Annotated in this window: 17 protein-coding genes; 4 read left to right on the top strand and 13 right to left on the bottom strand. The window is 54.8% G+C overall.

Going from position 1 to position 18,338, the window contains the following annotated elements; translation table 11 throughout:
* Window positions 1-128: 128 nt before the first annotated feature.
* Window positions 129-698, top strand: a complete 570-nt coding sequence (locus QZ383_RS14480; RefSeq protein WP_365861378.1) for a C40 family peptidase — start codon at window positions 129-131, stop codon at window positions 696-698.
* A 248-nt stretch (window positions 699-946) separates the two neighbouring features.
* Complete coding sequence (locus tag QZ383_RS07295; RefSeq protein ID WP_291444283.1) at window positions 947-1,531, top strand: MerR family transcriptional regulator; 585 nt, start codon at window positions 947-949, stop codon at window positions 1,529-1,531.
* A gap of 87 nt (window positions 1,532-1,618) precedes the next feature.
* Here QZ383_RS07295 and QZ383_RS07290 read toward each other — a convergent pair whose 3' ends face one another.
* The 3 genes from QZ383_RS07290 to QZ383_RS07280 are packed head-to-tail and all read right to left on the bottom strand — an operon-like array spanning window position 1,619 to window position 3,311.
* Window positions 1,619-2,083, bottom strand: coding sequence for a GNAT family N-acetyltransferase (locus QZ383_RS07290; RefSeq protein WP_291444282.1), 465 nt, complete (start codon window positions 2,081-2,083; stop codon window positions 1,619-1,621).
* Between the two features lie 3 nt (window positions 2,084-2,086).
* On the bottom strand, window positions 2,087-2,893 hold the full coding sequence (locus tag QZ383_RS07285) for a thioredoxin domain-containing protein (protein ID WP_291444281.1): 807 nt from the start codon (window positions 2,891-2,893) through the stop codon (window positions 2,087-2,089).
* A 28-nt stretch (window positions 2,894-2,921) separates the two neighbouring features.
* The gene (locus QZ383_RS07280) at window positions 2,922-3,311 is read right to left on the bottom strand and encodes a response regulator (RefSeq protein ID WP_192113131.1); all 390 of its coding nucleotides are present in this window, start codon (window positions 3,309-3,311) and stop codon (window positions 2,922-2,924) included.
* A gap of 307 nt (window positions 3,312-3,618) precedes the next feature.
* Here QZ383_RS07280 and QZ383_RS07275 point away from each other — a divergent pair, with 307 nt between their 5' ends.
* Complete coding sequence (locus QZ383_RS07275) at window positions 3,619-4,407, top strand: ParA family protein (protein ID WP_022659024.1); 789 nt, start codon at window positions 3,619-3,621, stop codon at window positions 4,405-4,407.
* A gap of 8 nt (window positions 4,408-4,415) precedes the next feature.
* On the opposite strand, the gene QZ383_RS07270 is transcribed toward QZ383_RS07275, so the two are convergent.
* A complete protein-coding gene (locus QZ383_RS07270; RefSeq protein WP_291444280.1) occupies window positions 4,416-4,874 on the bottom strand; it encodes a hypothetical protein in 459 nt (152 codons plus the stop codon).
* 336 nt (window positions 4,875-5,210) lie between these two features.
* Between QZ383_RS07270 and QZ383_RS07265 the strand changes: the two genes are divergently transcribed.
* Window positions 5,211-6,155, top strand: a complete 945-nt coding sequence (locus tag QZ383_RS07265; protein ID WP_291444279.1) for a ParB/RepB/Spo0J family partition protein — start codon at window positions 5,211-5,213, stop codon at window positions 6,153-6,155.
* Between the two features lie 103 nt (window positions 6,156-6,258).
* Here QZ383_RS07265 and QZ383_RS07260 read toward each other — a convergent pair whose 3' ends face one another.
* The 9 genes from QZ383_RS07260 to gyrA all read right to left on the bottom strand — a co-directional run bounded on the left by QZ383_RS07260 (window position 6,259) and on the right by gyrA (window position 18,128).
* On the bottom strand, window positions 6,259-7,662 hold the full coding sequence (locus QZ383_RS07260; RefSeq protein ID WP_291444278.1) for a transcription antitermination factor NusB: 1,404 nt from the start codon (window positions 7,660-7,662) through the stop codon (window positions 6,259-6,261).
* A 1-nt stretch (window position 7,663) separates the two neighbouring features.
* Window positions 7,664-8,482, bottom strand: a complete 819-nt coding sequence (locus tag QZ383_RS07255) for a DUF116 domain-containing protein (RefSeq protein WP_291444276.1) — start codon at window positions 8,480-8,482, stop codon at window positions 7,664-7,666.
* Window positions 8,483-8,649: 167 nt separating this feature from the next.
* Entirely contained in the window at window positions 8,650-9,663 is a 1,014-nt protein-coding gene (gene fmt, locus QZ383_RS07250; RefSeq protein WP_291444275.1) for a methionyl-tRNA formyltransferase, read from the bottom strand.
* The gene (def, locus tag QZ383_RS07245; protein WP_291444273.1) at window positions 9,636-10,154 is read right to left on the bottom strand and encodes a peptide deformylase; all 519 of its coding nucleotides are present in this window, start codon (window positions 10,152-10,154) and stop codon (window positions 9,636-9,638) included. Before def ends, fmt begins: the two co-directional genes overlap by 28 nt.
* Window positions 10,155-10,169: 15 nt before the next feature.
* Window positions 10,170-12,044, bottom strand: a complete 1,875-nt coding sequence (gene aspS / locus QZ383_RS07240) for an aspartate--tRNA ligase (RefSeq protein ID WP_291444271.1) — start codon at window positions 12,042-12,044, stop codon at window positions 10,170-10,172.
* Window positions 12,037-13,293, bottom strand: a complete 1,257-nt coding sequence (hisS, locus tag QZ383_RS07235) for a histidine--tRNA ligase (RefSeq protein WP_291444268.1) — start codon at window positions 13,291-13,293, stop codon at window positions 12,037-12,039. The genes aspS and hisS overlap by 8 nt, the downstream gene beginning before the upstream one ends.
* A gap of 57 nt (window positions 13,294-13,350) precedes the next feature.
* Window positions 13,351-14,754, bottom strand: a complete 1,404-nt coding sequence (gene purF / locus QZ383_RS07230) for an amidophosphoribosyltransferase (protein WP_291444267.1) — start codon at window positions 14,752-14,754, stop codon at window positions 13,351-13,353.
* A gap of 5 nt (window positions 14,755-14,759) precedes the next feature.
* On the bottom strand, window positions 14,760-15,572 hold the full coding sequence (locus QZ383_RS07225; RefSeq protein WP_291444265.1) for a hypothetical protein: 813 nt from the start codon (window positions 15,570-15,572) through the stop codon (window positions 14,760-14,762).
* A gap of 9 nt (window positions 15,573-15,581) precedes the next feature.
* Window positions 15,582-18,128 carry a DNA gyrase subunit A gene (gene gyrA / locus QZ383_RS07220; RefSeq protein WP_291444422.1) on the bottom strand — a complete coding sequence of 849 codons (2,547 nt, stop codon included), beginning with the start codon at window positions 18,126-18,128 and terminating at the stop codon, window positions 15,582-15,584.
* Window positions 18,129-18,338: the final 210 nt, after the last annotated feature.

The raw sequence follows: 18,338 nt of genomic DNA, 5'->3' as shown, positions 1-18,338 counted from the left end.
CCTTGCTGTTTTGATCTCCAAAAGTATGAATACTGGTGTTATTGCAGCTTGTTAGCCCATTATTATTGGGGGTTTGCCAGCAATAATCCTCGCAGCCTGCCGCTCAGGCACACAAATTGCTAAATCCTATGCAGCACATATGTGTTATATTTTTGACTTTTGCAAAATTGTTTGCAAACACAGTAGGTTGCAGCATGGAAGCAGCAATACACTCAAACACTTGGCGAAGATGGCGCAATTTTGCGTTGCTCTTGGCCTGCGCCGTACTTCTGACAGGCTGCGGAGCTTTCAGATCCGCGCCCGATAGCGGGCCAGCACCTGAGTCCGCGCGCAAGGTTGTTAAAACGGCCTATACGCAAATGGGCAAAAAATACAGACCTGGCGGAGCCTCACCGCAAAAGGGCTTTGACTGCTCCGGTTTGATCTGGTGGGCATATAATCAGAACGGTGTAAAAGTGCCGCGTATAACAACTGATCAGGCACACACAGGGCAGCAGGTGCCGCTTTCATCTGTCCGGCAGGGAGATATCCTTGTTTTTCGCACCAGTTCCGGCCCAAGGGGGCTGCACACTGGCATATATGCTGGTGGCAATTCCTTTATCCACAGCCCCAGACGCGGCGAAAATGTGAGGGTTGAGAGCCTTGATGTTCCGTATTGGCGCAACAAGCTTATCGCGGTGAGGCGGGTGGTGTACTGATCAGCAGCAGCGCCACCGCGTAACCACGCAATTGTTTATTTTATTGGCGGTAACGGCATATGCTGTACCGCCTTTTCTGTTTGCTGACTTGCTATTAAATTTTGTTTGGAGTATTTCAAAAAGAATTACATCGGAATCACTTTGTTGCTGATTTCCTTTTCTGCCCACTCCCTTTATCCGATTCAAATTTCCGGGTGACGCGCCTCGTAGCGTGTTTCAAGCGTCCTTTGCCCGGCGCGGGAGGAGACATGGCTCGCAAGGCTGTAGTTGCTGAAAGCCTGTTGAGTATTGCGGATATTTCACGCCATTTTTCCTTGCCAGAATCCACCACCCGCTATTACTGCAAACGGTTTGCCCATTTTATTCCCAGCGTTGGCGATGGCCGCAGACGCCGCTATCGGCGCGAAACGCTGGATGTCATTGCGGCTGTGCTTGAACAGATGCAAAAATCCCGCACGGCAGCGGCGGTTGAAGATGCGCTCAACGCGCGCTTTCCGCGAAATGCGGTTGCTGTTGCGGATGCTGATTCTTCCACAGCCCTTGCTGAAGTTCCTTCGAGCAATGACTTTTTCCCTTCTGCCGCGCTTCAGATTCTGGAGCGCCAGACAAACGCCATTGAGGGCATTGCCCATTTGCTGCAACTTGTTGTACAGCGACTTCCCGCCCCAAGCGGCAACACTGCGCCAGAGGTTGGACAGTTGCGCCAGGAAGTTGCAAACTTGCGCGTTCTGCTTGATTCGTCGGAAAAAACGCAACAAGCCGACCTTGATCAGTTGCGCTCATGGATGACCAAGGTTATCCGCAATCGCGGTGGATCAGGACAATCAGAATAAATTTTGCCAATGAACATGAAAAAGGCCGCGCAATTGCGCGGCCTTTCTGCTTGCGGAATACTCCGCAAAACATCGCTCTGAGGCGTGTCACTCCCTACCGAGGTTGCTGATCTTTTCCAGCCAGACCAGTTCAACCCCGTTTGCTGTTTGGGCCTTTTTATAAGGAACAAACCCGAGCTTTTGGTATAACCGCAAATTGCGTTCGCTCTTTGCGCTGGTAAAGAGTTCGTACCGTGCGGCCTTTGTTGCGGACAAAATTGCCGTCATCAAAGCTGAACCGCACCCCCTGCCCTGCCATTGCGGCAGCACGGCAAGGCGGCCAATGTGGACAGTGTCTTCTGTAGTGCGCGCCCTGACCGTTCCTACCAGCGTCTGCCCATCCAATGCCTTGAGTGTGACGCCAGTGCGCCATTCCTCCACCAGATTCTCAAGCGTTTGCGTGAGTGGCGGAATATCCCAATTTTCTACCAACCTCGCTTCGCTTTCAAACGCAGCCTTTTGCAGGGCCAAAATCTGCGGTAAATCGAATTCACAGGCTGGCAGGATTATCATGTGTCATTTGCTGTTTTTCAGCGCCATATCTACGGCGCTCTTGAAGAGATCAAGCGGCAGGGCTCCACGAACCACCAGGTTATTTACGAGGAAGTACGGAGTACCCTCAATGCCGAGCTTCTGGGCATCCATCTGATCTTCAGCGATGATATCCGTAACTTTTTTGCTGTGCACATCCTTGGCGAGACGCTTCATGTCCACATTGAGGCCTTCAGCGGTCTTTTTCAAGAAGGCTTCACCCTCCGCAATGAGCTTGTCTCGATCAGCAAAGAGCGCCTTATAGAACTGCCATGCCTTTTCTTCGCTCTGCTGCGATATGGCGACAAAATATGCCGAAGCAATATTGGCCGGGCCCTTGTCGTCCAGAGGCATGTTTTTGAAAACAAGGCTCACGTCCTTGCCGTATTCCTGCAAAATGGCATCCACAGTTTTGGAGGCTTGCTGGCAAAAGTGGCAGGTAAAATCAGAAAAAGCCACAATGCGCACCTTGGCCTTGGGCGCGCCCATAACAGGACGCCCCTCGGTTTTAACCGTTTTGGTTACCTTCATGTCTTGCGCCCACTGGGCCTCAAGGCTGTGCTGACGGCGCAAATTTGACCCTTGCTGTGCAATATCGAGCACAGACTCGCTTTGCCTGCGCAATACATCCATGACCAGCTCTGGCCGATCACGGAACAGTTTTTCAAGTAGCTTTGGCAGGTTTTCTTCCGTGACTTCCACTGCATTTGCAACGGCGATCATGCCGGGCACAATCCCGGCGGCCAGGCTTGAGGCCAGTATGAAGGACGCCATCATTTTTTTACTAACCATACACTATCCTTATTTTCTGCGCTCTCGCTTAGCCCTGCTCCGCTTCAAGGCGGATCTGGGTAGCGGCATCTTCAATTTTAAAGAGCAGCTCATCAATGTCAACAGGCTTCATCAGATAGCCAAACGCCCCCTCGCTCATGGCCTGAACCGCAAGCTGCATGTCTGCATGACCTGAAAGCAAAATCACCTGAGTTTTTGGCCAGCGGGAATGGATAATCTGCAAGGCGGACATGCCATCCATTACCGGCATTTTTACATCCATGATTACAATGCCAAAGGGGAACTGCTCCATGGCATCCACGGCCTGTTGCCCGTTGGCAGCGGATTGGCACTCATACCCTCGGCGACCAAGGCGCTTGGAGAGTATCCGTGTTACATCTGATTCATCATCAACCAACAGCACTTTTGCTAGTTCCATACTTTCTCCAGCCAAGAGATTGTGCCATTTTTTTTACGCGCTTTACCTTTATGGGGCAAGTTTTGTTGCTCAATCTGCTTTTAGCCTTGACGCTCTCAATTCTCTCTTTTACAAACAACCCATTGCAGCTTTCAGCGCCGCCCCCATGTTTCATGTGAAACACGAAGTTTTTCTCTTCATGTGAACCATGAAAAAGGCGGCAAAGCCAGAAATTTCATGCTCGTTGAAGTATCTGCTCCTGACAGGTTCGCCTGATGGTTGAAGCAGCAGTTCCTCTAAAATCAGTCAAAATGACTGGGAGGCCTCAATGGCGCGCATTATTTCCATCGCGAATCAAAAAGGTGGGGTGGGCAAAACCACCACTGCCATCAACCTTTCCGCTGCACTTGCAGTTATGGAAAAAAAAGTTCTGCTCGTTGATTGTGATCCGCAGGCTAACAGCACCAGCGGCATAGGCCTGCACCAGGAAGACCTGCACGGCGATCTTTACAATACCTTCTATGAACCAGAAAAGCTGAAAGAAAATATAGCCAAAAGCCGTTCCCCATTTCTGGATATTTTGCCCGCAAGCACCAACCTCGTGGCAGTTGAACTGGAACTGGTGGACAAAATGGCGCGCGAGTTTTTTTTGGACGAATGCCTCAAAAGCGTGCGCAACGACTATGAGTATATTATTCTCGACTGCCCTCCTTCTCTGGGACTTTTGACACTCAACGCCCTCTGCGCGTCACGCGAACTGCTCATTCCCCTGCAATGTGAATTTTTTGCACTTGAAGGCATCGTCAAACTACTACAAACCTACGAGCAGGTGAAAAAAAGACTCAACCCGGATCTTTCTCTGCTGGGTGTGGTGCTGACCATGTACGACACACGCAATCGCCTGACTCGCGAAGTTAAAAACGAGGTGCGCCGCTGCTTCCCCGAGCATCTGTTTGAAACCGTCATTCCCCGCAACGTACGCCTTTCAGAAGCGCCAAGCCACGGCAAATCCATCATCCATTACGATATAAAATCCAAGGGTGCGGAAGCCTACCTTGGCTTAGCCAAAGAAATCGTACTGCGCAGACCAAGCAAAAAAAATACGGTTCTGCAATAGGCGCAAGATTATTCTTTGGGCGTGGTATGCTCCAGCGCAACGTGGTTATGAAAATGCTTCTGCCTGATTGTGGTTCCACATGCGCGGCAATGAAAAACAAGCAGGCCGCCAACGTTTGCGTTAGTCAGGATAAACGGACGTTGCGGATCGTTGCGCCAATCATCGGTGTTAGCAGCACAGTGGGGGCAGGTGACTGAAGGGCTATAGGGATACTTGAAATCCCAAAACTTCATGAGCTCTTCAAAACTTTCCAGCGGGCCAGCTGCCTGTTCAAGCTCTTGCGGCTTTGCGTCTGCTGCCAATATGCTGCGAACCTTGGGCTCCATTTTTTCCCAAAGGGGCCAGGGAATGATCACAGAAGAAATATTGCCCTTGATATCGGTGATGTACTGAAGCTGCGGGTTATCCTGCATAACAAGTCCTTGAAGTAAAAAGCGGGGGCATGCCAAAGTCGAACTTTGGAACAAAAAATACGCCTCACACAAGGGCAAAAAACAGCCCATTGCGCAACTGATCAGCCAAGCAGGTTTCTGCCCAAAAACAATAGCGCATAAGGTGCCGTGCCCCAAGGGCAAATGTCAAGAAGACAGCAACCAAGTTCAGGTGGTTTACGCAATGAGATTGCGACCAAAAATAGACCCTGCATCGTGCAGTAAACGTTCTGCACATACAAATTTTGGATAAAGGCAATCACGCAAGCGGCTTGCTGAAATGGTAGTCCGCAATGGCAACGAACCTGCACCACTGGGGTCCGGAACAATGGTTGTATTGCCGCAACCACAGCTTATGCTGGAGGAAGAAAAATGAGCAGCAGCAAGGGATTGGGCAGAGGGCTTGACGCACTGTTTGGTGGAACCGCGCCAAAGCAGGAACCGCAAGGGCAGGAAAGCGCAGTGAACCTGATGCCGATTACGGCCTTGCACCCCAACCCCAATCAGCCGCGCAGACACTTTGACGATGCCGCATTGCGGGAACTGGCCGATTCCATCAAATCGCAGGGAATTATCCAGCCGCTGCTTGTGCGCCCGCTGGGTGGAGAAAACACCTATCAGATTGTTGCGGGTGAGCGCCGCTGGCGTGCAGCGCAACTGGCGGGGCTCAAAGAAGTACCCGTTTACGTGCGCGAGCTGAGCGACAAAGAGGTTATGGCAGCAGCTCTTATTGAAAACCTGCAGCGCGAAGACCTCAACCCCATTGAAGAAGCCGAAGCCCTCCAGGCATTGCGGGATGCCCTAGAGCTAACGCAGGAGGAACTGGCAAGTCGACTTGGCAAAAGCCGCCCAGCAATCGCCAACGCATTGCGCTTGCTGCAACTGAGCGCAAACGCCCGGGCCGACATTCAGGCTGGATTGCTCAGCGCAGGGCACGCGCGCTGCCTGTTGGGCATTGACGCGCCCATTGCTTCCGAAGCCCTGCGCCAGCGCATCCTGAGCCACAAACTTACTGTTCGCGAAGCAGAAGACGCCGCCGCCTTCTGGCGAGGGCACAACGCCCTGCCCTGGGAACAGGAAGACACAAGCCCGCAGCCTCGCGCCAAAGCCCCCAGAAAGAAAAGCCCGCAATTCAAGACGCTGCAAATAAATCTTTGCTCCAGCATTGGTTGCAAAACCCAGGTAAGCGGCGACGAAAACAGCGGCCGCATTGCGTTTGCATACGGAAGCCGCGAAGAGCTTGAGCAGCTTTTGCAAAAACTGGGCGTGACCCTGCCGGAAGTTGAAGAAGAATCTACAGAAAATCCCGCCGAATAAGCAGCGGGAAAAATACGCGAGCAGAACAGATACCCTGCCCTGCCAATACGATGATAAGCGCAATGCGGAATGCTCCGGTTGCGCTTATCATTTTTTGTAGAGATCAAGCCTTGAGCAAAAGCGCGCCAAACATGCCCTCAAGCCAAGGATGCTCATGTGGCGTCTGCCATTGCTTGAGCACCTGCAAACCGCTTGATTCGCGCACAAGGCGGTCAATCTGTTTCTCATTTTCATTGGGCCGAAGGGTGCAGGTAATATAAGCAATCTTGCAGCCCGAACGCATCCTTGTCGCAAGATTGCGTAACATGGATTGCTGCAAGCCCTCATGGTCAATGGCCTCCTGCGGCGGCCTGCGGCGGATATCTGGCCTGCGGGCAAGCACGCCAAGCCCTGAGCAAGGGGCGTCCACAACCAGGTGCCCATTCCAATGCTTAAGCGGTGGCGTGACTGCATCGGTAAGTGCAACTGAGGGGCAGGCAAGACCTAGCCGTGCGCACTGCCCCGGCAAGCCGGCAAGACGCTGCATACTGCGGTCTGTAGCAAAAGGAACCGCAATTCCCCGTTCAAGCAGGGCAACTGTTTTGCCGCCAAAACCAGCACAGACATCCCAAACGGGTTTGTCCCAGTCGTAGAGGCCAAGCTCCTCAAGAACAAGCTGCGAACCAGCGGATTGATACGAAAGTGCGCCTTCAGTTTGCAAGGCATGCAGTGTCTTGCCACAAGCAGCGTGCGGCTGTGCACCTGGTGCAAAAGCAATCCCCCAGTGCCCTACCGCTTCTCCACCGCCGGCGAGCAATGCCTCACGCAACACCACGGCATCGGCATGCTGGGCGTTGACGCGCATTGCGCTCCAGGGGCGCTCAAACGAACGTCGTGCAAGCTGCAAGGCGGCACCACGTCCGTAGTGTTTGTACCAGTGCCCCATGATCCACAGCGGCAAAGAATAGAAAAGTCCCATGTGCTCCGCGCATCCGGCTTCCACGCCCTTGGGCAGATAAAAATCCTCATGCATGGGAGCGTCTGCAAGGCGCTGTACTGAACGCAAAGCCCCGTTGGCTACACGAGCCAACCCTTGACCGTACAAGGCCTGTGCAGTCTCTACAGCGCTAAAAACAGCGGCATGATCCGGCACCTTGTCCTGAAAAAGCAGGCCATACACCGCAAGCCCCAGCACATGAAGCAAAGGGCGTGGCAAAGATTGCGGGCGCGGCAGTACCCTGGACAAAATAAACGCAATGCGAAGTTCCGTGCGCAAGTATCCATAGACAAGCTCAGAGCAGAGATTGCGCTCAACCGCGGCAAGGCCTGATGCTTCTGTGCCAGGAGCTGTAGCTATTGCGGACGCACTGGACAAAGCCGCTGCAAGAGCCTGCTGGGCTGTCATGCCTGAATCAACCAAAATTAACGCCCACAGCGCGCAATGACGGGCCGTGGGAGAAAGTTTGCGAATCTTGCCAGGCAAGGTCGCAACAGCAGCACTAGACTGGGCAAAACTAATTTTGTTCATGCTATGCCCTGCCCCGATGCAAAGGTTGTGAAAGGCCAAGAAAAATACGAACGGCATCTTCCAGTGCCTTCATGGGCACAAGCGTATCAACGCACGGCCCATGCGGCCTCAGGTTGAGAACACCAAAGACAGGCAAAGGGTAACTGTCCTGAATGCCGGATGTAAGGTCGCGCTCGCAGGCAACAGCAATAATGCAGCGCGGTCGCGTTTGCACCACAATGCGGCGGGCAATGGTGCCGCCTGTGGCAATGGCAAGCCGCACGCCATACTTGTCCCTCAATGCAAGCAGCTCACCGACCGGGCATTTGCCGCAGCGCTGACAATTATCCGGATTGTGCACGAGCCGTTGCGGGCACAAAGCCTGTTGAACGCAATGCGGTAAAAGCAGCAAAAGCTCGTGCGGCTGTGCCGTACAGCCACTGGCAAGCACCAGCTCGTTGTTCACTTTAATAAAGCTGCGCCGCACTCTTCCTCTATCAATACCAACAGCCTTGGCAAGTAATTCCATAAGCGGAAAGAAAAGCCGTATGGTGACATGCCGCACACTGTCCACACCCGGCAATGATTTTCCAGTATAAATATGAAATATAAGGATAATGCAAAGCCACAACAGGGCCACAATAATAACAAAACCAAAACCCATACTGAGTGATGGCAGCCAGTGTTGCGTTGAGAAAAAGCCAATCCAGGGCAAAATAAGAAAAAAAGCTACACCAAGGCACAGCAGAAGGCACGAGGCAAGCATGAGCCCGATAAAAACGCGCTTTCGCGCTCCACCATACTGCTCTGGCGGCAAGGAAAAGGGCGATTTACGAAACATGTGGCCTCGGTTTGAAAAGTCAGAAGCAAAAAACCGTCGTGAGCCTCAAAATCGCACAAAACTGACCCTATGAAAAGCGCAAGCTCGCAACGCGATACATAGGTCAAAAAAAGAAAAAACGAGGCTCAAAAGAGCCTCATTAAAAATACCCATTGCGAAAAAAAACATTACTCCCCAGGTTCGGGAACTCTTGCCAGACCACAAACTCCCTTGGGCAACCCGCGCAGCACTCCGTTGAGCAGGTCGCGTGCCGACATCTCTTTTTTACCCTGAGGCTTGACCGCAGAGAGCACATACCAGCAATCAGCGCAAGCAATGCTCAAACCGTCTGCATCAACCCGTAATGAGCCTGGGGAATGACCCTGCGCCGATTGCCCCACCTTGCCTGGAGCAAGAATGAGCGAAAGCGCTTCGCGCTGCTTGCCATCACAGTCCACTGTTTCCAGCACAGTGCGCGCGCCGGGCCACGGGGTAACTCCCCGCACCCGGGCATGAACCTGGGCGGCTGGGAGCGACCAGTCGATAAAGCCGTCTTCCTTGGAAATTTTAGGGGCATGGGTTGCGAGAGCATCGTCTTGCTCCACCGCCTGCGCCTTGCCATCAAGAATATCGTCAAAAACGCGCACTAGCAGTTCTGCGCCAATGCCAGCAAGGGCATCGTGCAGGGAGCCTGCCGTATGCTCCCCAATAGGCAGACCATCTGTTGCAAAAACAGGCCCGGCATCAAGCTTGCGCACAATACGCATGATGGAAATGCCAGCCCGGGCACCCTGCTGCCAGCCTTCCATCACAGCCCGCTGGATGGGTGCAGCGCCACGCAGGCCCGGCAAAAGCGAAGCATGCACGTTGATTGTATCCAGAGTCGGCATGGCAAGTACGGCATCCGGCAAAATGAGTCCATAGGCCGCCACAGCCAGCAGATCAGGCTTGAAAGCCGCCAGCTCCGCCTGTGCCTCTGCACTTTTGAGACTGGCGGGCTGCATGACAGGCAGACCAAGCTGCAAAGCAAGCTTCTTAACAGGCGATTCAGCAAGTTTGTGGCCACGCCCTGCCGGTCTGTCCGGCTGGGTGTATACCGCCACAATTTCGCCACGAGGCCAGGCCGCCAGCCTTTTCAGGCTGGCGGCGGCAAACTCGGGCGTACCCATAAAGACTATACGGCACTTTTGCGTTTGAGCCATTTTTTCACCTTGCTGTCGTACAGGGTGCGGCGCAGGCGGCTTATCTTGTCGATAAACAGTATGCCGTCCAGATGATCATATTCATGTTGAATGATAATGGCCGGGAATTCGTCCAGATCTTCATCAATGATATTGCCGTCCAGATCCATCGCATGCAGATGCACATTGCTCATGCGCTTGACGTCGGCCCTATAGTTCATGGGTACAGAAAGGCAGCCTTCCTGTTCGCTCAGAACTTCTTCGCCGGAGAGGGTCAGCACAGGGTTAATCAGCACCCGGGGTTGTTTTTCCTCGTCCTTCATGGCCGGGTCCATCACAAGCATGCGGATGTTGCGCCCAACCTGCGGCGCAGCAAGACCAACACCAGGAGCAGCGTACATGGTTTCAAGCATGTCGGCAGCAAGCTGACGAATGTCGTCCGTCACCTCGGCAACAGGTTCACAAAGCTCTTTGAGCCTGGGGTCAGGATAGGTGACAATATCAAGAATCATGCGGACGTCCGCCTCCTAAACTTTATCGGCTGTAGCGCCGTCCTTTTTCTGCTCTGTGCCGGGTACTTCGCGCAAGCGCAGGCCGAGATCCCGCAACTGACGGGAAGAAACAGGAGAAGGCGCGTTGGTCATGAGGCAGGTTGCCTTCTGCGTCTTGGGGAAGGCAATGACATCACGGATGCTGGACGAACCAGAAAGCAGCATGACCAGACGGTCAAGGCCAAAAGCCAAACCGCCATGCGGCGGCGCACCGAGATCAAGCGCCTGAATGAGGAAGCCGAACTGCTCTTCTGCCTGCTCAGGCGTAAAGCCAAGGGCCTCAAACATACGGCGCTGCACTTCGCCGGAGTGGATACGGATAGAACCGCCACCCACTTCGCAGCCATTGAGCACCATGTCATAGGCGCGGGCACGGGCCTTGGCCGGGTCAGTAACCATCAGTTCCATATGACCGGGCGCGGGCGAGGTGAAAGGATGGTGGCAGGCCACGTAGCGCTTGTCTTCCTCGTCGTATTCGTACAGCGGAAAGTCCGTAACCCAAAGAAAGTTAAAGCTGTTTTCAGGAATCAGCTTCAAATGGTTGGCAAGATGCACGCGCAGGTTGCCAAGGGCGGCGTTGACCATGGAAGCCTCGCCCGCCTGGAAAAAGACGATGTCGCCGACCTGAAGATCAAGCGCTTCAGCAATGCCCTTGCGTTCTTCGTCCGAAAGGAACTTGGCGATGGGCGACTGCCATTCGTCAGCCTTGATCTTGATCCAGGCCAGACCCTGAGCGCCATAAATCTTGACGAATTCGGTAAAGGCATCAATTTCCTTGCGGGTCATGGACTCGCCGCCCGGAACCTTCATACCCTTGACCAGTTGCGCAGTGGCAAAAAGCTTGAAGCCGGAGCCACGCACAATATCCGTAATATCCACAAGCTCAAGGCCAAAGCGGGTATCGGGCTTGTCCACGCCATAACGGGCCATGGCTTCGTCCCAAGGCATGCGGGGGAAGGGAAGAGTCAGATCCTTGCCCATCACGTCCTTGAACACGCGGGCCATGAGGCCTTCTGCGATGCCCATGACCTGTTCTTCATCGGCAAAGCTCATTTCAAGGTCAACCTGGGTGAACTCGGGCTGACGGTCGGCACGCAGGTCTTCGTCGCGGAAGCAGCGCACGATCTGGAAGTAACGTTCCATACCGGCAACCATCAGCAGCTGTTTGAACAGCTGGGGCGACTGCGGCAAAGCGTAAAATTCACCATTATTCAAACGGCTGGGAACCAGAAAGTCGCGGGCCCCTTCAGGGGTGGACTTGGTAAGCACCGGGGTTTCCACTTCCGTAAAGCCGTTGTCGTCCAGAAAACAGCGGGCGGCCTGCGAAACCTTGTGGCGCAAACGCAGATTGGCCTGCATGCGCGGACGGCGCAGATCAAGATAACGCCAGGTAAGGCGCAGGTTCTCACCGGCGTCGCTGCGGTCTTCAATGGCAAAAGGCGGCGTCTTGGAAGTATTGAGCAGCTTCCACTCATAGGCCACGATTTCAATCTGACCAGTAACCATATTGGCGTTGACCATGCCTTCGGGGCGAGGACGCACCTTGCCCTTGACCGCAAGCACATATTCCGAACGCAGGATATGCGCGTTTTCGTGCGCGGCAGGAGCGATATCCGGGCTGAAAACAACCTGAGTGAGGCCATCACGGTCGCGCAGGTCGACAAAAATCAGGCCGCCATGGTCGCGGCGGTACTGCACCCAACCCATCAGGCAAACATCTTCACCATCATTGGTAATGGTCAACTGACCGCAGGAATGGCTGCGCTGCCAGTCACCAAGCTCAGTGACAAATTTCTGGTGTTCGCGCTGCACATCCTGCTGCGCGTCCTGCGTCTGCATCTGTTCAGTCATTGTTGGTTCCCGTTTGCAAGAATTGGAGTACGCCTGACTGCGGCACAGAGCACTGCTCGCCGCTTTCAAGGTTTTTTACGACCACTGTGCCCTGAGCGGCTTCGTCAGGGCCTATTATCAGACAATGCCCGGCGCCGGACTTTCCAGCCTGACGCATGAGGCTTTTAAAGCCGCCTTCACTGAAATTCATCTCGCCAGTAAGCCCGGCGTCACGCAGCTTCTGGGCAAGCTGCCAGCCTTGCGCGCGGCTCTGCGCGTCCATGGCAACCAGATAAAAATCGGCTGCCTGACCACTACCCTCGCCCATCATGAGGGCAAGGCGTTCCATACCGCAGGCAAAACCCACGCCTGGCACGTCAGGCCCGCCAAGGCTTTTCACAAGGCCGTCATACCTGCCGCCGCCAGCCACAGCCGCCTGAGCGCCAATGCTGCCGCTTACCACCTCAAAAGTAGTGCGGCAATAGTAATCAAGACCACGCACAAGCCTGTGATCAAGCTCAAAGGCAAGCCCCTGCCCTTGCAGCAGCTCCAGCACCGTATCAAAGTGGGCGCGGCATTCGGGGCAGTTATAATCAATAAGCTTGGGGGCATTGTCCGTAATGGCGCGGCAGCCGGGCTGCTTGCAGTCCAGCACGCGCAATGGGTTGGTCTCCACCCTGCGGGCGCAGTCCGGGCAAAGGGCGTCCTTGTCAACTCCGGCAAGATATTCGAGCAATGCAGCCTTGAATTTGGGGCGGCATTCCGAACAGCCAAGGGAATTGATCTTGAGCGTCAAATCCGTAAGGCCAAGGTCTGACAAAAAGCGCAGCAGCATGCTGACCAGTTCTGCATCAGCCATGGGGCTGTGGCTGCCAAGGCACTCGCAGTTGATCTGGTGGAACTGGCGCATGCGGCCTTTCTGCGGGCGTTCATAACGAAACATGGGGCCGGTGGTGAACAAACGGCTCACAGGCTCGCGATTGGTCAGCCCGCTCTCGATATAGGCGCGCATAACGCCAGCCGTGGCTTCAGGCCGCAGGGTAAGCGAACGGCCTTTGCGGTCAGGAAAGGTATACATTTCCTTTTGCACCACATCGGTTTCCTCACCGATGGAACGGCAAAAAAGCTCCGTAAATTCCAGCAACGGCGTGCGCAACTCAACAAAACCGTAGCGCCCAAAAACCTGGCGCGCGGTATTTTCAATGCGCGTGAACTGGTCGCTGTCCGGCGGAAACATATCCGCAAAACCCTTGATACGTGCGATACTCATGGCTTCCTCATAGAAAACTGGCTGTCCTGATGTGCAAGACGGCGCGAAAGAAATGGTCTACCTGCTGGCGCAAGGGGATTCAAGGCTGAATTTCCCGGCGCAGTCGTCGCAGGGCACAGGATATTCGCCCGTGAAACAGGCCATGCAGTAATGCTGCGGCTTGCTCACAGAACCGAGCAAGCCTGCGATGCTGAGATAATGCAAAGAATCCACATCCAGCTTGCGGGTGATTTCCGCCAGATTATGCTGCGCCGCAATAAGCTCCCCGCGCGAAGAAAAATCTATGCCATAAAAGCAGGGGAACTTGACCGGCGGGCTGGAAATACGGATATGCACCTCTTTTGCGCCCAGTTCGCGCAGCTTTTTGACGCGCGTCATCATGGTGGTGCCGCGCACAATGCTGTCGTCAATAATGCAGATGCGCTTGCCGTCAATCATTTCGCGCACAGGGTTGATCTTAACCCGCACGCCAAAGCTTCGCATGCTCTGCGACGGCTGGATAAAGGTACGCCCCACATAGTGGTTGCGGATCATGGCATGCTCATAGGGCAGGCCGGAACGCTGGGCAAACCCAAGCGCGGGGTAAATGCCCGAATCCGGAAAGGGCATCACATAATCCACTTCCGGCGCAGACTCGTCAGCCAGATTCCAGCCCATTTTTTTGCGGCACAGATAGACCTGCTCGTCAAAAATATAGGAGTCGGGCCGGGCAAAATAAACCAGTTCAAAAATACACTGACGAGGCTTCTCGGGCAGCGGCCCCATAAGGTGATCGCTGCGCACACTGTTGCCGTCAACGATGATCATTTCGCCCGGTTTAACAGAGCGTTCAAAATCGGCCTCAAGCAGATCAAAGGCGCATGTTTCAGAGGCGAACACGGGGCTTCCGTTCATGCGGCCAAAGGCCAGAGGGTGGAAGCCATGGGGATCGCGTACCGCCACCATAACGCCGTCTACCATAACCAGAAGGCAGTATGCGCCGCGAACACGGGCGCAGGTTTCCTTGACTGCGCCGGGCAGGTCGTTGTGCCTGAGCGCGCGCACCAGCAGATGCATGAACACTTCCGTGTCATTGCTGGTGGAAAATATGGCGCCCTCGTTTTCAAGGTCTTCGCGCAACTGCGCGGCATTGACCAGATTGCCGTTGTGCGCAAGCACCACATCCCGCCCCTTGAAATGGGCAAGAAAGGGCTGGGCATTGCTGCTGGAAGAACGCCCGGTGGTGGAATAGCGCACATGTCCTATGGCAGTTCTACCGGTCAGAGCCTTGAGATGGGCCTCAGAAAAAACATCGGGCACAAGGCCCATGCCCTTGTGTTCGTGTACTCCGTCGGTGTCAAAGGTAACTATGCCCGCGCTTTCCTGGCCGCGATGCTGCTGTGCATACAAACCGAAATAAGCCAGACGAGCCGCTTCCTCGTGGTCATAAATGCCGAATACGCCGCATTCGTGCTTGATCATAGGCCTTACTTCTTCAGTTTTTTGCGCAGATGCGCAATGCGATTATCGATGACCGACGGATTGGGATAATCGTCGCGGGCCAGTTCGAAGTTTTTCAGGGCTTCTTTTCCCTTACCGAGCTGTTCAAGGGCATCAGCCAGCAAATAGCCCGCCAGACCACGCAGAGTTTTGTCCGGATCGCTATCAAGTATCTGCTGGCAGAGGTCAGACACATCCTGCCAGCGTTCCCTTGCCATGTTCTGGTCGGCAAGATCATACATGCACATTATTTTGTCATGATCCGCCATGGGCAGAGCAAGACACTGCTGCAAGGTGTCTTCGCCTGCGTCAAACCGGCGCAGGTTAAACTGCATGGCTGCCAGCCTGCGGTAACCATCCACAGTCTGCTCCGCCGACAACCCCGCAAGACCTATATAAGCATTCCAGGCATCCGCAGCACGGCCATAACGCCTCAAACCCTCGTTTACCTCGCCCATGCGCCGCAGAATAACGGCGCTTCTGGCGTCATTGTCTGCAAATTCCGCCAGCATTGTTTCAAGGCATTCAAGGGTGGCACGAGGTTCCTGCCCGGCGGCATTGAGCACCACCAGCAACTGCTGCCACGCTTCCCAACGCGAATCTGCATCCCGTGCCTCACGCAGATAACGCTCAAGTAGCCTTTCGGCAAGGGACCAGTCGCGCAAAGAAACTGCGGTGCGGGCTGCGGAAAGGTCATCACCCACCATGCTCTGGTCTTTGCAAGCACACAAAAAGCCAGCAAAAACCAGGCACAGACACAGGATCAAACCCTTGCCGCAGACCCGCCGCAATATTTTCATCAGCTGTGGTTATTCTTCACCGTCATCGTCAGCACTGTCGTCAGCAAGCCCTTCGGGCTCGGCAACAGCAGGAGCGGAAGCGACATCGGTCATATTGTCATCGTCCATTTCGGCGCTGGCGTCTCTTCCGGTCTGCCCGCCTTCGTCCACACGGTCAAAGCCCACTACATGCCCGCCTTCATCAAGCCGCACGAGCATAACGCCCATGGTGGCGCGGCCCTTGCTGCGCACATCGTCAACGCCGATACGCACGATCTTGTTGGAGGAGGTCAGCAGGATAAGCCCGTCGTTGTCGCGCACGGGCATGGCCCCGATCACAGGCCCGGTCTTGGCCGTCACCTTGAAGTTGATGATACCCTTGCCGCCGCGCGATTGCAGGCGGTAAAGATCAACACTGGTGCGCTTGCCGTAACCGTTGGCAGAAATGGACATGATCTCGGTGGTCTGGTCGATATCCTTGACGATGACCGCCGCCACCACAAAGTCCTGTCTGCGCAGGGCAATACCTTTGACGCCCGTGGCCACGCGACCCATGGGCCGCACGTCGTTGCAGCCAAAACGGATGGAGAAACCGTCCGCCGTGGCCAGAACAATATGGTTGTTGTCGCGGATGGGGCGCACCACCACAAGTTCATCGTCCTCACGCAGGCCCACAGCCATGAGGCCAGTCTTGCGGCACTTGGCATAGAGCGAGGCGGAGGAACGCTTGATCATGCCCCTCTTGGTGATGAACAGGAAAAACTTGTCTTCGGCAAACTCGCGCAGGGCAAGAACTGTCGTAACCCACTCGTTCTCTTCAAGCGGCAACAGGTTGTTGATATGCACGCCCTTGGCCGTGCGGCTGCCCTCCGGCACCTGATGCACCTTGAGCTGGTGCATGCGCCCCTTGTTGGTGAAGAGGCAGAGATACTGGTGATTGGTGGTGGACAAGAATTCCTGCACGTAGTCGTCATCCGAGGTATGCAGGGCCGCAATGCCCTTGCCGCCGCGCTTCTGCTGCTGATAGTTCTCAAGCCCGGTACGCTTCATGTAGCCACGGCGCGACAGCGTGATGACCACTTCTTCGTCAGGGATGAGATCTTCAATATCAATGTCGGTCAGGGCTTCGCGCAGCACTTCCGTACGGCGCGGCGTGGCGAAGGTTTCGCGGATTTCGGCAATCTCGCGCTTAAGTTCGCTGCGCAGCACTTCGGCATTTTCCAGAATGGAGCGGTAGAATTCGATCTTCTGCAGCAGATCCTTGTATTCGTTCATCAGCTCTTCACGCTGAAGCCCAGTAAGGCGCTGCAAACGCATTTCAAGAATGGCCTTGGCCTGCACTTCTGAAAGCGCAAAACGCTCCATCAGGGCATTACGGGCTTCTTCCGGATTGGCGGAAGCGCGGATAAGGGCCACCACTTCATCAATATTGTCGATGGCGATGCGCAGGCCTTCCAGAATATGCGCGCGGGCTTCGGCTTTTTCCAGATCGTAGCGCGTACGACGGATGACCACTTCACGCCTGTGATCCACAAAGCAGGAAAGCGCCGTCTTGAGGTTCAACAGCTGCGGGCGGTTGTCCACCACGGCCAGCATGTTGATGCCGAAGCTCGTTTCCAGCGGCGTGAACTTGTACAGGGCGTTGACCACAATGTCGGGAATGGTACCGCGCTTGAGGTCAATAACAATGCGTATGCCCTTGCGGTCGGATTCATCGCGCAGGTCGGTGATGCCGTCAATCTTGCGGTCATTGACCAGAGCCGCGATTTTTTCCACCAGCGAGCTTTTGTTAAGCCCAAAGGGAATCTCGCGGATAATTATGCTCTGCGCGCCTTTTTTGCGGTCTTCAATCTCAATGCGGCCCCGCACCTTAACCGTGCCGCGCCCGGTGTGGTAGGCGTCGTACAGGCCCTTTCCCGCGTAGACAAAGCCCCTGGTGGGGAAGTCCGGCCCTTTCACATAATCCATGAGCTCATCGATGCTGCACTGCGGGTTATCAAGGAGCAGTTGCAGGGCATCGCACAGTTCGCCCAGGTTGTGGGGCGGAATATTGGTGGCCATACCCACGGCAATACCCGAGCTGCCGTTGACCAGCAGGTTGGGAACCTTGCTTGGCATGACAGTGGGTTCCTGCAGGGTATTATCGTAGTTGGGCCGAAAATCCACGGTATTCTTGTCCAGATCGTTCAAAAACTCCTGGGCAAGCTTGGACATGCGCACTTCGGTATAACGCATGGCAGCAGCGGCATCACCATCAATGGAGCCAAAGTTGCCCTGCCCGTCCACCAGGGGATCGCGCATGGAAAATTCCTGCGCCATACGCACCAGGGCATCGTACACGGCAGCGTCGCCATGCGGGTGATATTTACCGATGACGTCACCGACGATGCGCGCGGATTTTTTGTGCGGACGGTTATAGTTGTTGGCAAGCTCGTACTGCGCAAAAAGAATACGCCTGTGAACCGGCTTAAGGCCATCGCGCGCGTCCGGGATGGCGCGCCCGATAATGACCGAAAGGGAATACTCCAGATACGATTTGCGGAGTTCTGTTTCAATGCTGATCTGCGGCTGCTGCATATCTGCCACTGCGGGCCTCGCTGCTGTTATTTGGGGGCTGGAAGGGCAAACCCCTCCTGATGCAACGGGCCAGAACCCTGCTGCATCCCCATTTTACGTGTCATGCGGCGAAAAACCTTGTTGAAAACCGGGCTTTTCGCTTCACGCTATTGATATATTCACAGGAAGCAGTGTGGAACTGCCCGGCACGGGCAGCACCACACAGATTTT

It is taken from the genome of Desulfovibrio sp. (genome assembly GCF_019422935.1).
Classification (GTDB): Bacteria; Desulfobacterota; Desulfovibrionia; order Desulfovibrionales; family Desulfovibrionaceae; genus Desulfovibrio.
This window is presented reverse-complemented; position numbering and strand designations above follow the sequence as displayed.

What these genes read in the sequence shown, in the direction of transcription:
- QZ383_RS07265 (WP_291444279.1), top strand. Translation starts at nt 5,211, where the DNA reads ATGAGCAGCAGCAAGGGATTGGGCAGAGGGCTTGACGCACTGTTTGGT.
- QZ383_RS07285 (WP_291444281.1), bottom strand. Translation starts at nt 2,893, where the DNA reads ATGGTTAGTAAAAAAATGATGGCGTCCTTCATACTGGCCTCAAGCCTG.
- gyrA (WP_291444422.1), bottom strand. Translation starts at nt 18,128, where the DNA reads ATGCAGCAGCCGCAGATCAGCATTGAAACAGAACTCCGCAAATCGTAT.
- QZ383_RS07280 (WP_192113131.1), bottom strand. Translation starts at nt 3,311, where the DNA reads ATGGAACTAGCAAAAGTGCTGTTGGTTGATGATGAATCAGATGTAACA.
- QZ383_RS07290 (WP_291444282.1), bottom strand. Translation starts at nt 2,083, where the DNA reads ATGATAATCCTGCCAGCCTGTGAATTCGATTTACCGCAGATTTTGGCC.
- QZ383_RS14480 (WP_365861378.1), top strand. Translation starts at nt 129, where the DNA reads ATGCAGCACATATGTGTTATATTTTTGACTTTTGCAAAATTGTTTGCA.
- QZ383_RS07295 (WP_291444283.1), top strand. Translation starts at nt 947, where the DNA reads ATGGCTCGCAAGGCTGTAGTTGCTGAAAGCCTGTTGAGTATTGCGGAT.
- fmt (WP_291444275.1), bottom strand. Translation starts at nt 9,663, where the DNA reads ATGGCTCAAACGCAAAAGTGCCGTATAGTCTTTATGGGTACGCCCGAG.
- aspS (WP_291444271.1), bottom strand. Translation starts at nt 12,044, where the DNA reads ATGACTGAACAGATGCAGACGCAGGACGCGCAGCAGGATGTGCAGCGC.
- QZ383_RS07225 (WP_291444265.1), bottom strand. Translation starts at nt 15,572, where the DNA reads ATGAAAATATTGCGGCGGGTCTGCGGCAAGGGTTTGATCCTGTGTCTG.
- QZ383_RS07255 (WP_291444276.1), bottom strand. Translation starts at nt 8,482, where the DNA reads ATGTTTCGTAAATCGCCCTTTTCCTTGCCGCCAGAGCAGTATGGTGGA.
- hisS (WP_291444268.1), bottom strand. Translation starts at nt 13,293, where the DNA reads ATGAGTATCGCACGTATCAAGGGTTTTGCGGATATGTTTCCGCCGGAC.
- def (WP_291444273.1), bottom strand. Translation starts at nt 10,154, where the DNA reads ATGATTCTTGATATTGTCACCTATCCTGACCCCAGGCTCAAAGAGCTT.
- QZ383_RS07260 (WP_291444278.1), bottom strand. Translation starts at nt 7,662, where the DNA reads ATGAACAAAATTAGTTTTGCCCAGTCTAGTGCTGCTGTTGCGACCTTG.
- QZ383_RS07275 (WP_022659024.1), top strand. Translation starts at nt 3,619, where the DNA reads ATGGCGCGCATTATTTCCATCGCGAATCAAAAAGGTGGGGTGGGCAAA.
- purF (WP_291444267.1), bottom strand. Translation starts at nt 14,754, where the DNA reads ATGATCAAGCACGAATGCGGCGTATTCGGCATTTATGACCACGAGGAA.